Source organism: Bacteroides sp. AF25-38AC (assembly GCF_003602995.1).
Lineage (GTDB): Bacteria > Bacteroidota > Bacteroidia > Bacteroidales > Bacteroidaceae > Bacteroides > Bacteroides uniformis.
This window is the reverse complement of record NZ_QTMD01000012.1, coordinates 31,975-46,764: the sequence shown is the minus strand read 5'-3', so window position 1 is coordinate 46,764 and position 14,790 is coordinate 31,975. Positions and strand designations below refer to the sequence as shown.

The following is a 14,790-nucleotide window of genomic DNA, read 5'->3' as shown; positions in this document are numbered from 1 at the left end:
GGAAGCAGCGTCTACTTACGAATTTCTGTATAGCTTTGGCGACATTCCTGTATGATTTCTGAAATATCGACCAAAATGGGATTGAGTCGAGAAATTCAAGTCATAGGCTATTTGTTGGATGGAGAGAGTGGACGATTTAAGCAAGGTCTTGGCTTCTAAAATAGTATATTTGTCAATCCAATCCGTTGCATGTTTTCCCGTTTGTTGTTGAATCACAGTAGAAAGATATTTCGGGGTCAGATTCAGCTTGTCTGCATAAAAACCGACACTCCTTTCCTTGCGAAAGTATTTTTCTACATTCTTTATGAACTCCTGAAAAATGGATTCGCTTCGGGATAAAACTGCCGGAGCGTAGTTGGTTAAAAGCAAATTAAAGATATTACAAGCCAAGATATATAAATAGTATTGAATGATCTGTTGACGAAATATATTTCCGGTATCTGTCATCGTTTGTTTCAAACATTTCAATAGGACTTCAAACTCCTGCTTTTTGGAAGCCAATACCGGTTGACAGGGATTTTCTCTGATTAAGTGGAGGAATCTTAGTATATGACTTCCCTGCAACTCGAAGAGGCTTTCTTTTAAGCACATCAATTCTGCCTTGAAGTTCTTGCTTAATTCCAACACCTCGAAAGGTTTGCCTTCCATCACTATCAAAAAGTGGTTTTCCAGCACTGTAATCTCTTCAAAACCGACTATTAACCGGGCATACCCCTCCGAGCATATTACAATTAAGAGGCTATCTAATTTGACAGGGTGTCCGGTAATGGCAAAAGTTCCCAGATGTTCCATCGGAGACGTATAGTTATCAAAAATAAGGAACTTGTCTGATAACGCTTCTGTAGAGGCGAACTCCTGCACCATTCGTAAACCAATATTCTGTGCTTTGTCTTTCATGAACGTCTAATTTGGTCAACAAAAATAATCATTTTTTCTTTTGTATGACTCGATTCCGACTTTTTGGTCAATAATGACGACTATAATGCCTAAATGGCATGTGAGAATTCTTCACCTTTACACAAAAATAATAATAACAGTAATAACAATGAAACTATTCAGCTTGTCTCTCCTTTGTTTTGCGCTACTCTGTTCTTGTGGGAACCATGGCGTCAAAGAAAAACCGATTGTAAAAAACGTGCATATCGTACATGCCGAGCCTATCGCAGGAAATACATTCCGGTCGTTCCCCGGAGTGGTCAAAGCAGCGCAGCAGATTGAACTCGGTTTTAAAACAGCCGGACAAATCAAGCAATTGTGCGTTGATGAGGGTGACTATATCCGTGAAGGACAGCTCATTGCCAGGTTGGACGATACGGATTATCAACTGCAACTGGCAGCTACCGAAAGCCAGTACCGACAGTTGAGTACGGAAATGACAAGACTGGAAGAACTACACCGTCGAAATAATATAACCGACAATGATTATGAAAAAGCCGTAGCCGGATTGGAGCAGTTGAAAGCACAACTGGAATCGAACCGGAACACCGTCAACTACACCCAACTTCATTCTCCTATATCGGGCTATATCCAGGCTGTTCATTTTGAAAAAGCAGAAATGGTCAATACGGGAACAGCCGTTGTTACATTGGTCGATGTAAATAACATAGAAATAGAGAGCGAACTCCCTGCATCTGTTTACCTGCAAAAAGATAACTTTATAAGTTATTCATGTCATTCCCGGTTATTGGCAGATAATAACTTCTCTTTGAAATTAGCCTCGATAAATCCCAAATCTAACAGCAATCAGTTATACAGGATGCGCCTGTTTCCCGAAACAGATGCGAAGAACGCTCTTTCGATAGGAATGAATGTAGAGGTAACGGTGGAAATTCGCAATGGAGAACATTCAGGTGGTTATACCCTTTGGCCCAGATCTGTATTTATGCAGAACGGTAAAAGTTATGTATGGGTCGTGAATGACCGTTCCGAAGTGAAGTTAAAACCCGTGGAGATATCCGGTCTCGACAGCAAAGGGCGAATCATCATCCTGTCTGGTCTGAACGAAACAGACAATATTGTCGAATCGGGGTTGAGCGCCCTCGATGAAGGTGATGTAGTACGGGTAATCGCACAACCCGCCAAAACAAATGTAGGAGGGATACTATAATGAAACTGACTGATTTTTTCTTCAGAAACGCCACGTTCTTCTGGACGTGCGTGGTAATGATCGTATTCAGCGGTATATACGCCTACATTATTATGCCGAAACTGGAAGACCCTGAATTGTCTGTCAAGCAAGCAATGGTGGTAACTTACTATCCGGGGGCTTCTGCACACGAAGTCGAACTCGAAGTTACATCGGTACTCGAAGATGAACTACGGACACTCAGTAATATTTCCGATATGGAATCGGTCTCTTCGGAAAATATGTCAACTATCACTATCAATATCGACATGGCTGTTCCGGTCGAGGGTCTCGAACAACGTTGGGATATTCTTCGTAGAAAGGTGGAGTCAGCCGCGCAACGGTTGCCGTCAGGGGCTTATCCTCCAGTGGTGGTAGACGATGTAAGTGATATCTACGGAATGTTCTATGCCCTTTCCGCCGAAGGCTATACGCTTGCGGAAATGGAAGAATATGCCGGGCTTATTAAACGTGAACTCCTTGAATTGAAAGGAGTAAGGCGGATTTCATTCTTTGGCACAAGGAATGAAAATGTAAATATAAAGCTCCCCAAAGAAATGATTGCACGCAACAGCATCTACCCTGTGCAAATTATGACTACTATCGATGCCCGCAATCAGCCAGTCAATGCCGGGCATTACTATTCGGATGGTCAATTGCTGCGTAATGAGGTCGGTGGCAAACTAAGGAGCGCTGAAGATGTGAAAGACCTTATTATGCAAACGCCTTCCGGCGGGCAGGTAAAGTTAGGCGATATTGCCGAAGTCGCAAAGGAGTATGCCGATCCGCAGACCAGGGGCTTTTGGGTGAACGGCCATCCGGCAATCGCTCTTTGCGTTTCGATGGAGCCGGGCGTTGTGGTTACGGATGTAGGTAAGCTGGTCGAGGCGCGAATGACGGAGCTCCAAGAGCGGTTGCCTGCCGGATTTGAGTATGAAAAGATATATTTCCAACCGGATAGGGTATCGAACGCAATAGGCTCTTTCAACTGGAACCTCGTAATATCGGTAGTCATCGTAGTGCTTGTACTGATTCTTACAATGGGCATCAGAGGTGGGCTAATTATCGGTGCAGGACTGATTTTGACCGTATTGATGACTTTTCCCGTATTACTGATGACAGGAGGAACATTACAACGCATATCATTGGGGGCATTCATTGTGGCAATGGGTATGCTGGTTGATAACGCGGTTGTGGTTCTCGACGGTATACTTGTAGACAGGGGAAATGGTCTGCCGCCAAAGAAAGCATTGTTCCGGACAGCGGAAAACACAGCGTGGCCTTTAATGGGTGCAACTTTAATCGCCATAATGACTTTCCTTCCTGTCGGATTATCCAACGATACCGCTGGAGAATATGCACGTGATCTGTTTTTTGTGCTGGCCATATCATTGTTGGTAAGTTGGGTGCTTGCCATGACACAGATACCTGTCTTTGCAAAACTATTCTTATCGGCACGTGCAAACGGCGGTAAAAACCCAGAGAAGATAAAAGATCAACTCAACACACCCCTTCATAAGGTTATCCGAAAGGCGCTTCATTTTTTTATGAACCATAAAATATCAACTTTTTTGGTAAGTTTCGGATGTTTGGTTCTGGCTTTCGTTGGATTCTTTTCGGTTAAGTCGATATTCTTCCCCGACTTCGATTATAACCAGTTATATGTAGAATATACCCTGCCACCGCAAACGCACCCTGACAGGGTAAAACATGATTTGCTGGAAATATCGGAAAAACTCTCGGACTATGACGAGATAAACAAGATAACGGCAAGTCAGGCACAAACCCCCACCCGATATTGCCTTGTGCGTTCCATCAATGCGGTGGGCGACAATTACGGAGAATTGATTATCGACTTCGAGGATTACCGCGATGCATACAGACTTCTTCCGGAAATTCAGACACGACTGCGGGAAGAATATCCCGATGCGTATGTTCGGGTACGGAAATACAACTTCGCAGTCAGTACGAGCCACACGGTTGAGGCCATATTCTCCGGTCCCGATCCGCAGATATTAAGAGAGCTGGCCGGGCAAGGCAAAGAAATTATGCGCGATTGTGCAATAGTGGATGCTTATTCGGTTACCGACAACTGGCAACCTCAGGGAAAATCCATATATAGGGATTATTCCGAGCAATCTGCCAAACGTAGCGGAATGAACCGCAGCGATATTGCGAACGCTTTATTGGCTTCAGCAGAAGGCTTGCCCGTAGGTCTTATTTACGAAAATGACAAATCGGTTATTATTAATCTGAAAGTCCAAAATTCGGATGACAGTCGCATTACAGACCAGAATGACATACCGGTATGGGGGATGATTCCAAATACCAGCCTTGAAGAAGTAAATATAGGTAGAGTATTGCAGGGTACGGCGACACCCGACGATATAACTGACAATATGTTCCGCACAATCCCTTTAAGTCAGATAACGAATAACGAACGCGTTAAGTGGGAAGAAACAAGCGTGGCGCGTTACGACGGTAAACGGGCGATAAAAGTACAGTGTGACCCTCTTGCCGGCGAAGCTCCCGGCGAGATACTGTCGGAAATCCAGGATCGGTTTGAACAAATAGAACTCCCTGCCGGGTATTCACTCAAATGGTTAGGAGAACAGAAATTACAGAACAGCGCATTTGAAAATATTTTCGGATTCGTGCCGATAGCCCTTGTGTTGATTGTGCTGATTCTTGTATGGTTGTTCAATGATATGCGCAAGGTTCTGCTGGTTATTCTGTGTCTGCCTTTCGCATTCATAGGAATCACCCCCCTTTTGCTTGTAACAGGTACACCATTCACATTTATGGGTATAATCGGAGCGATGGGATTGATGGGAATGCTGATTAAGAACTCTATCGTATTGGTAGACGAGATTACGCGCCTTACAAAAGAAGGAATGGTTCCCTATGATGCGGTCATTAATTCGACAGTAAATCGTACCCGTCCGGTAATAATGGCTTCGGCCACGACCATACTTGGCATGCTCCCGCTTCTGTTCGACCCTATGTATTCCAGTCTGGCAGTTGTGGTAGTTGCCGGTTTGACAGCAGGCACCATAATTACGCTGATTCTGCTGCCTATTTTTTATTCATTATTTTTCAAAATTAAAAAAACTTCGCTAATAAATATTTACGAATGAAAAAGAAAACAATCATCCTTGTAACTCTGGCACTTATGCTTTTGGGAGTGAACACCAATGCTCAAATGTCAGAAAAGCCTCGTGTCATTGCAATGACTGACGGAGAGATAGATGACCAATGTTCTATGATCCGCTTCCTGCTCCATGCTAACGATATGGAAGTTGTAGCTATTATCCAAACCAATTCCATTTTTCAACGGGGTGGATGGAGTAATGCCGGATGGATAGAAAAGCAACTTGATGCTTACGAACAGGTATATCCCAACCTCATCGTACACGATCCTGCTTATCCTACTGCCAACGAACTAAGAAGCAAACTCTTCCTTGGTGACCAAGATTCAACACATATTGTGGTCGATACAGATGTCATCCGTCGTGTACCCGGAACTGAATCCATGATAGACCCCACGCATTGGGCTGATACACCCGGTTCCGATAAGATTGTTGAAACTCTTTTGGAAAACGATCCTCGCAAAGTCTATATACAGGCTTGGGGAGGTGGTAACACCGCAGCCAAAGCTTTCCAAAAGTTAAAAACCCAATACCCTTCCGAGTATGAGCGTGCTGTGAAGAAAGCAGTTATGTATAACATCTGGTATCAGGATGGCGCTGGAAACTACATTGAAACTTACCACCCCGACGTCACTCTGCTGGTGTCTTACTACTTTAGTGGAACTTGGGATTACGGTAGCCAACGTTATACCGACGGTTTTGCCAAAAACTATCTGCACAACGGTCACGGTCCATTGGCAGCCCTTTATCCACAGGATTACATCAGCGAAGGCGATTCACCTGCGTTCCTTTATACGCTTGGTAGCGGATTACGTGGTTATGGAGACCCTACTTACGGTGGTTGGGGCGGACAGTTCTATAAAATAGAAGGACTAAAAAACGTATATCGTGATGTAGACCGTGGTAGTTACCTGCGGTGGGTAGAAGTAGCCAACCGTGATTTTGAATCCAGACTCCGGTGGTGTGTAGCTGGCAAATATGAAGATGCTAACCACAAACCGGTAATCGCCATACCCGGCGGGCTGGAAAAAACAGTGAAATCCGGTGAAACCGTAACCCTAAATGCCGATATCACAGAACCAGATTCCCTCGATATTGACGGAATCTGGGCGAAATACTCTGCCCTTTATGAGCAGCTCGGCTTTAATAAAGAAAGTTTTGTCGAAATAGCTCCGCAACGTTATCCCAAATATAACGCTTACTGGTGGCAATATAAAGAAGCAGGAACATACAATGGCTATATCGACATTGTCGCCGTTGACTCAGGCAAATCTACCTTTGTTGCTCCCAAAGTCGACAAACCCGAAACCCTGCACCTCATCCTTGAAGTGACCGATACGGGGATTCCGGCGTTGACCACCTTCGCCCGCGTTATTGTTACTATCTTCCCCACAGATAAATAAGAACCAATAAGAAAATGTCATGTTAAGAAAAACGATACTTATGATTCCTGCCATCTTTTTATGGTTGGGCATCAATGCTGTACAAGCCCAAACCCGTTTATCAATCGAAGATTGCCGGAGAATGGCACTTGAGAACAGCGACGATATAAAAATATCATCCCGCAAGGTAGGCAAGGCGGTATCAGATCGACAAGCAGCAAAAACAGCCTATTTCCCGAAAATATCAGGATCGGCAACCTATGCCTATATTTTCGAAAACATCGATATGGGTATGGTGGGTATGGAAATGAGTATGAAAGGTATGTATATGGCAGGTATTACCCTGCAACAGCCTGTATATGCAGGAGGGAAAATTGTCAACGCAAACAAAATGGCAAAAACCGGCGTAGCAATCTCGGAAGAAAACAAAAGGCTTACCCGAATCAATACCCTGGTAGAGGTGGAGCAGACGTATTGGATGTATGTTTCGGTAGCGGAAAAGGTAAAACTGCTTACACAATATACTCAATTGTTGGATTCGTTGCATCAGCAGGTCAGCAGTTTTTTTGAACTCAAAATGGCTACTGCTCAGGATTTGCATAAAGTACGCACCCGACGAAGCAATGTGACATACGAACTCCAACGGGCGGAAAGCGGACGGGAACTGACTCGTATGTCCCTGTGCCATCTGATCGGACTGGAGTTGGATGCTCAAATAATTGCCACCGACACACTTATTTTAACTCAAAACTACAACAATCAATTATCACACGATATTGTCAATCGCCCGGAATACCGTATACAGGAAATGCAAGTGGAATTGAAGGATTTGGAGATAAAAAATACCCGTGCCGATTTTTTCCCTACAGTGGGGATTAGTGCTGGTTATCAATATATGGGGGGCATGAAATTAGCCGGTTCATCTCTCGATATGAAAATACCGATGGTAATGGCCAGTATAAGCATTCCTATATTCAATTTCGGGGAAGGACGTAAAAAAATAAGGAGCGCACGACTGGCACACGAAATCAGCACAGTGGAACTCAACAAAAATCGTTCATTGATGGATATAGAAGCACAGCAATCCAAATCCGCTTATGAAAGTGCATTGCTACTTATTCGTACAGCAGAGCATGGCCTTGAAGAATCAGAACATAATCTTTCTCAGACCCAAAACAATTATGAAATGGGAATGGCCACGATCCTTGATGTTATGGAAGCGCAGACACAATGGCAGGAGGCTTACAGCAACAATATTGAAGCCCGTACAAATTACAAAATACGAGAAATAGAATACCTTAGGGCGATTGGACAGTTGGAGTGATTTTTAATGACAGAAAACCTTAGATGCCCCCTTCTTATTAAGTACATCCCCAATCATCGCTTTCGCCTCCAGCCCAACCTCCACAAAGTTCCTGTAGAGAATCTGTTCCCGCTCTTCTTTCGAATTGAAAGTATAAAACCGTGGCAGCGGATAGTTTTACAGTCCGCTTCCTCTTTCTTTTCTTGTAATAGGACAGATAAAATGCCGCAACATCCGTATATTTGTTACGGGGAAGCCTTATGCCGAGCTTCCTGCAATGCATGCAGATGTGCCGGTAGAGCCTATTCGATGCTCTCCCAAAGGAGCTTCATGTCCGTAGGAAAACGCATATGACTTTCATAGCATGTGGTAAGAATCATCATTCTCCTTTCCGTTCTGTTCTCCGGCGAGACTACAAAAAAGGAGGAAATCCATTTCGGATTTCCTCCTTTTTTAGTTTATAGTTTTTTGTCTAAATTCTTATTTGGCTACTTCTACAACTGGCTCGGTACCTTTCTTGTTCTTCATCAGCAGATATGCGATAGGAGATGCAACGAACAGAGAAGACATTGTACCGAATACAACACCCAGAATCATGGCGAATGCGAAGCTGCGGATGGAATCACCACCGAGGATGAAGATACACAGCAACACAATCAAGGTACTCAGTGAAGTATTGATGGTACGTGCCAGAGTTGTGTTCAATGAGTCATTGAACAATTGGAATCTGTCACGCTTCGGATAGAGGCCGAAGAATTCGCGTACACGGTCGAAGATTACCACCTTGTCATTGATAGAGTAACCGATAGCTGTCAGGATGGCACCGATAAAGGTCTGGTCGATTTCCAGAGAGAACGGCATCCAGCCCCAACAGATGGAGTAGGCACCCAGGATGATGATGGTATCACAGGCCAATGCGGCTACTGAACCGATACTGTATGCAATATTGCGGAAACGAATCAGAATATAAATACCGATGGCAATCAATGCAAGTACAACGGACCAGATGGCTGAAACCTTGATGTCGTCTGCGATACTCGGACCTACCTTCTGGGAACTGATGATACTTCCGCCCGTATGGTTTTCGCGGTCGATGAAGGTTTCCAGCGTAATGTTCTGGGTCAATACAGGTTTCAGAGTCTCATACAGATATGCTTCGATTTCAGAGTCGATGTTGTTACCTTCTTCTTCAATGCGGTAGTTCGTGCTGATACGTACAGTCTTACCGTCTGTACCGATAGCGATAACGCTGACATTGGCGTCACCGAACTTGCTGGAGATAAGCTCACGAATCTGTTCCGGCTCTACCTTGTTCTCAAACTGCACCTTGAAGTTACGTCCACCGGTGAAGTCGATGCTCTGGCTCAATCCGCGGGTAGCGAGGAAAGCGATACATACAATTACAGCGGCTCCGGTGATGGTCAACCACAGCTTGTTTCTGCCCATGAAGTCGAAATGTACATTCGCCATCAGGTTCTTTGAAATCTTGGAAGAGAATGTCAAGTTCAGCAATTTGTCTTTGCTCATGAAATAATCATAGAACAGACGTGTCATGAATACGGCAGTAAAGAATGAAATCAAGATACCGATAATCAATGTAGTGGCAAAACCACGGATAGGACCTGTACCGAAGTTGAACAGGATAATACCGGTGATGATAGATGTCAAGTTGGAGTCGAAGATAGCGGAGAATGCGTTGGCATAACCGTCAGCCAATGCCTTCTTCACACCCTTGCCTGCACGCAGCTCTTCTTTGGTACGTTCGTAAATCAATACGTTGGCATCCACGGCCATACCCAGTGCCAATACCATACCGGCAATACCGGACATGGTCAGTGCAGCCTGGAAAGAAGAGAGGATACCCAGCGTGAAGAACAAGTTCAGCACCAGAGCACCGTTGGCCACCATACCCGGAATGAATCCGTACATGGAGCACATGTAAATCATCAGCAGAATCAATGCAACGATGAATGACATGATACCGGCGTTGATAGAAGCTTGTCCCAGTGAAGGACCTACGATGTCTTCTTGCACAATGTGTGCGGGAGCCGGCATCTTACCTGAACGCAATACGTTTGCCAAGTCTTTTGCCTGTTCGGGAGTGAAGTGGCCGGTAATCTGTGAGTTACCACCGGTGATTTCATTGTTTACATTTGGTGCGGAGTAAACATAGCCGTCCAGCACGATAGCGATGCTCTTACCGATGTTCTGCTTGGTGAGCTGAGCCCAACGGCGTGCACCGTCGGTATTCATGGACATGCTTACAGCGGGCTTGCCATAATGGTCGTATTCGTCCTTGGCGCTAACTACTACATCACCTTCCAAAGGCGCTTTACCGTTACGTTCTGTAGAACGGATAGCATAGAGCTCGAAAGTCTGGGCTTTCGGGTCATACTCGTATGGAGATACACCCCACTTCAGACGCAAGTCTTTCGGCATTTCGGCCTGAACTTCCGGCATGGAAAGGTATCTGTTGATTTCAGCTGTATCCTTGTAGTTGGCATAGGCTACAACAGGACCTTGTCCGCTGGGGTTGACCTGCAGGATGGCGAACAGCGGATGTTCTTTCTTTATTTGTGCAAGGTCAGCGGTTTGTGTCTTGTTTTCACCCTTTAAAGCAGCGGCAAGGCTGTCGGCTGTGCTGGTAGCCTGTGCTACGGCAGGAGCTTCGGCGGCTGTGCTGTCTGCTTCTTCTGCCGGAGTTTCGCTTGCAACGATGGCACGCAACTTGGTGTCGGCAGCTTGCAGATAAGGAGTAACGTCTTTTGCTGTGTATGTTTCCCAAAATTCCAGATTGGCGGAACCTTGTAATAATTTTCTTACACGTTCTGGCTCTTTGATACCCGGAAGCTCTACCATGATACGGCCCATTTTGTCTTCCAGACTCTGGATGTTGGGCTGAACTACACCGAAACGGTCGATACGGGTACGAAGTACGTTGTAGGAGTTCTCGACTGCTGCCTTTACTTCTTCGCGCAATACTTTCTCAACTTCCGCGTCGGTAGATTTCTGAGTTACCTTGTCTTTTAATTGTTGGGTTGCGAACAGTTGTGAAAGAGGAGCACCCGGAGCAAGCTTGTGATACTCTCTGACGAATAGGGTGATTACGTCATCCTGGCTTGTGGTAGCTTGTTTGGCGGCAGTGGCCAATGCTTGGTTGAATGCTTCGTCAGTCTTGTTGTCAGCCAATACTTTGATGACATCGGGTACGGAAACTTCAAGGATGACGTTCATACCGCCCTTCAAGTCCAAACCTAAACTGATTTCCATCTCACGACATTGTTTCAGCGTCCAATTGCCGAAATACACTTTCTCATTAGCCAGAGAATCGAGGTAGTCCTGCTCTACTTTCACATCGCCTTTCGCAAACTCTTTGGCCTTACTTGTGTAATGGCGAGTTACAAAAGAGAAGGAGAGATAGAACACACACACCAGTGTGAGCAATATCGCAAAAACCCTTACAAATCCTTTGTTTTGCATGTTACTTTTAGTTTATTATGATTACTTTTTAATTAAATTCTGTTGCATACAAGGCTGCAAATATAGCTTTTTTTTCACAAATCTTACTTCATACCGCGATTTTTTAACATCGGGTCTAATTGAGGCTCAGTTCCTCTGAAGTTTTTATAGAGAGTCATCGGGTCTTCGCTGTCTCCTTTTTCCAGAACATTCTGGCGGAAGAGGTCGGCTGTCTGCTTGTCGAAGATACCGTGTTCCTTGAAAGCTTCGAAGGCATCGTTGTCCAAAACATTGGCCCAGAGATAGCTGTAGTAGCCTGCAGCATAACCGCCGATGATGTGGTTGAAGTATGTGGTACGGTAGCGGGGAGCTATTTCCGGAATCAACCCCAGTTGGTCCATCGCTTCTTTTTCGTATGCAACGACATCAAGGCCTTCGGTATCAGTCAGGTTATGCAGGTTCATGTCGAGGATGGCGGCGGCCAGCAACTCGGTAGTCATGAAACCCTGGTTGAACGTTTTCTGGTTCAGTATCTTTTCAATCAGGCTGTCGGGAATGACCTCGCCGGTCTTGTAATGCTTGGCATACATTTTCAACACTTCGGGTTCGGTGGCCCAATGCTCGTTGATTTGAGAGGGGAGTTCCACGAAGTCGCGTACGACATTGGTGCCTGAAGTACCTTTATACTGGCATTGGGTCAATAATCCGTGCAGGGCATGGCCGAATTCATGGAACAAAGTTTCCACTTCGTCGATGGTCAGCAGGGAAGGAGTGTCGCCTACGGGCTTGGTGAAGCTGCATACGTTGCATACCAATGGACGTATGCTGCCTTGTTGTTCGCGGTAATTGCTCATCCAGGCACCACCGCTTTTGCCGGGACGGGGGAAGTAATCTACATAGAAGATACCTACTTGTGAGCCGTCTGCGGCTTTCACTTCAAACACTTCTACATCGGGATGATAGACGGGGATACCTTCGAGCTTTGTCAGCGTGATGCCATAGAGCTTATTGGCAACGGCAAAGGCGCCTTCACGTACGTTTTCCAGCTTGAAGTAGGGCTTAATCTCTTCTTCTTCGAGGTTATATTTCTCCTTACGGAGTTTTTCGGTGTAGTACCACCAATCCCATGCTTCCAGTTTCTCTCCTTTGCCTTCCTTGTCCATCAGCTTTTGCAGTTCGGCTGCTTCGGCTTTTGCTTTGGGGAGTGCATAACTCCACAAGTTGTTGAGGAAGTCCATCACGGCGGTGGAATTCTTTGCCATTGTATTGTCCAATACAAAGTTGGAGTAACAGTCGAAACCCAGCAGTTGCGCCTTTTCAAGTCTCAGGCTTACGATGTCGGCAATGATTTTCTTGTTGTCGTTCTTGTCATTGTTATTGCCGCGGTTGATGTAGGCCTTGTACATCTGTTCGCGTAGCGGCCGGTTGGCGGAGTATTGAAGGAAAGGCAAGCGGCTTGCATTATGGAGGGTAAACAGCCATTTGCCTTCCTGTCCGGTGGCACGGGCTTCAGCCATGGCGCTTTCGCGGAACCATTGGGGAAGTCCGGCGAGGTCTTCCTCTTTTCCTACATAAAGCTTGAAGTCGTTGTTTTCGTTCAGGATGTTGTTGCTGAACGTGATTCCGAGTGTGGAAAGCTGCTTGTTGATTTCACGCAGACGGGCTTGCTTGTCGGCCGGAAGATTGGCGCCGGAACGGATAAATTTCTTATGGGTCTTTTCCAGCAGCCTTTGTTGTTCGCGGGTCAGGCCGAGAGCATCTTGCTGGCTGTAGACAGCATCCACTTTCTTGAAAAGCTCCTGGTTGAGGGAGATGTTGTCTTCGTGTTCGGCCAATGTCGGAGCCAGTTTCATGGAAAGGGCTGTCAGTTCATCGGTAGTTTCGGCCTCCGTCAGGTTGAAAAATACACCGCCTACACGGTCCAGGGTGGGAGAGCTGTTGTCGAGGGCAACAATGACATTTTCGAAAGTAGGGGCTTCCGTATTGTCAATGATGGCTTGGATATTGGCGTTCTGCTCTTCTATACCTTTCTGGAATGCGGGTTCATAGTGCTCCAACTTGATTTTATCGAATGGAGGCACGCCATTGGGTGTTTGAAACTCAGTAAGGAACGGATTGCTTTCCGTCTGGGTGGCACAGGAGTACATCATACAACTTGCTGCTAAAATTAGAATACATTTTTTGAACATTGTTTTCTAAGTATTAAATGTTTAAGTATTAATTTTCAATATCTCTTAGTGATATAGCACCATATCGGATAGTGGTCTGACTCTTTGATGGAGCGGTCTACTGTACAATTGTAGGCTCTCAGGTTCTTGCTTGTCAGTATGTTGTCTATCCGGAAATAGAATCTGTTCTGGTTGTAGGAGATGCCCAGCCCCCGTCCTGATTGGGTGAATGCGTCGTCCAAATCCTGGGCGATGGTGCGGTGGGCATAGGAGATGGGGGTATCGTTGAAATCGCCGCACACAATAATGTAAGGATGCGGTGAAGCGGCTATTTCATGTGCAATAGTGTCAGCCTGCGGGGCACGGATGGCCGATGCTTCTGCCAGCTTGCGTATGAGCAGGCGTGCGCCGCTTTTCACTTTTTCCTTTTCGGGAGATTTCAGCATGTCTTCGTACACGACTTTATCGGCTTTGGTCAGTTTGTTGGACTCCAGATGATTGTTGATGAGGGTAACCGTGTCTTCCCCAATCTTGATTTCATAGAGTACCGAACCGTTGTATTCGCTGGGATAATCCAATATGCGTGACGAGAGAATCGGAAATTTAGAGTAACATGCTATCTTGTTGGTATGTCCCTTTCCGCTACCCACTGTGTTGATGCGGTGGTATGGATATGCCTTGAGTTCCCGCTCTACGTCTTTTTGCGAAAGATGCTTTGAGGATTGTACTGTGGAATATTCCTGCAGACAGAGGATATCGGCGCCACTTTCCTTCAAATAGGTCAATATCGGGTTTTTGCCATCTTGCTTGGCGGCACCGTCAAATCCCATAATGTTGTAGGAGAGCAGTTTGATACTTGTTTCCGGTAAGTGGTCTGTATGGAAGTTGATGGGCAGATAGGTGCGTATCTGCGAATAGCAGAGCAACATCCCTATCAGGGGCAGCAAAGCCGACCTATAGCGCTGGATGACCAGCCAGAAAATGAGGAAGCCGGCATTTATCATCAGGAACACGGGAAATGTCAGCCCCAGGCACGATTGCACCGGATGTGTGACCGGCTGGATGTGCGGACTATAGGCGGTGAACAGTAATAGGCCCGTAAACAAGGCATTGACCGCTAAAATCAGAAGAGCGACAAAATTACCGAGATGCTTCATTATAATAGTTGAAAATTGAAAGGTGAAAACTGAAAATAAGAGTGGCG

The 14,790-nt window shown here is 45.6% G+C and carries 8 protein-coding genes and 1 pseudogene; 4 read left to right on the top strand and 5 right to left on the bottom strand.

Going from position 1 to position 14,790, the window contains the following annotated elements; all coding sequences use genetic code 11:
• Positions 1-15: 15 nt before the first annotated feature.
• Complete coding sequence (locus DWY55_RS10025) at positions 16-897, bottom strand: helix-turn-helix domain-containing protein (protein WP_005830672.1); 882 nt, start codon at positions 895-897, stop codon at positions 16-18.
• Between the two features lie 148 nt (positions 898-1,045).
• Here DWY55_RS10025 and DWY55_RS10020 point away from each other — a divergent pair, with 148 nt between their 5' ends.
• From DWY55_RS10020 to DWY55_RS10005, 4 genes are read left to right on the top strand one after another with little or no spacing between them, the layout of a single operon-like run.
• Positions 1,046-2,107, top strand: a complete 1,062-nt coding sequence (locus tag DWY55_RS10020; RefSeq protein ID WP_057256549.1) for an efflux RND transporter periplasmic adaptor subunit — start codon at positions 1,046-1,048, stop codon at positions 2,105-2,107.
• Entirely contained in the window at positions 2,107-5,262 is a 3,156-nt protein-coding gene (locus tag DWY55_RS10015; RefSeq protein ID WP_057256548.1) for an efflux RND transporter permease subunit, read from the top strand. Before DWY55_RS10020 ends, DWY55_RS10015 begins: the two co-directional genes overlap by 1 nt.
• Positions 5,259-6,677, top strand: a complete 1,419-nt coding sequence (locus DWY55_RS10010) for a DUF1593 domain-containing protein (RefSeq protein ID WP_120178073.1) — start codon at positions 5,259-5,261, stop codon at positions 6,675-6,677. Before DWY55_RS10015 ends, DWY55_RS10010 begins: the two co-directional genes overlap by 4 nt.
• A gap of 40 nt (positions 6,678-6,717) precedes the next feature.
• Complete coding sequence (locus DWY55_RS10005) at positions 6,718-7,980, top strand: TolC family protein (protein WP_070101230.1); 1,263 nt, start codon at positions 6,718-6,720, stop codon at positions 7,978-7,980.
• Between the two features lie 166 nt (positions 7,981-8,146).
• Here DWY55_RS10005 and DWY55_RS10000 read toward each other — a convergent pair.
• The 4 genes and pseudogenes from DWY55_RS10000 to DWY55_RS09985 all read right to left on the bottom strand — a co-directional run.
• A pseudogene (locus tag DWY55_RS10000) lies at positions 8,147-8,327 on the bottom strand (DDE transposase); the annotation flags it as partial.
• 112 nt (positions 8,328-8,439) lie between these two features.
• Positions 8,440-11,439: a protein translocase subunit SecDF gene (gene secDF / locus DWY55_RS09995; protein WP_057256544.1), complete on the bottom strand. Its 3,000-nt coding sequence runs from the start codon at positions 11,437-11,439 to the stop codon at positions 8,440-8,442.
• A gap of 83 nt (positions 11,440-11,522) precedes the next feature.
• Positions 11,523-13,607: a M3 family metallopeptidase gene (locus DWY55_RS09990; protein WP_057256543.1), complete on the bottom strand. Its 2,085-nt coding sequence runs from the start codon at positions 13,605-13,607 to the stop codon at positions 11,523-11,525.
• Between the two features lie 35 nt (positions 13,608-13,642).
• Positions 13,643-14,743, bottom strand: a complete 1,101-nt coding sequence (locus DWY55_RS09985) for an endonuclease/exonuclease/phosphatase family protein (RefSeq protein ID WP_057256542.1) — start codon at positions 14,741-14,743, stop codon at positions 13,643-13,645.
• Positions 14,744-14,790: the final 47 nt, after the last annotated feature.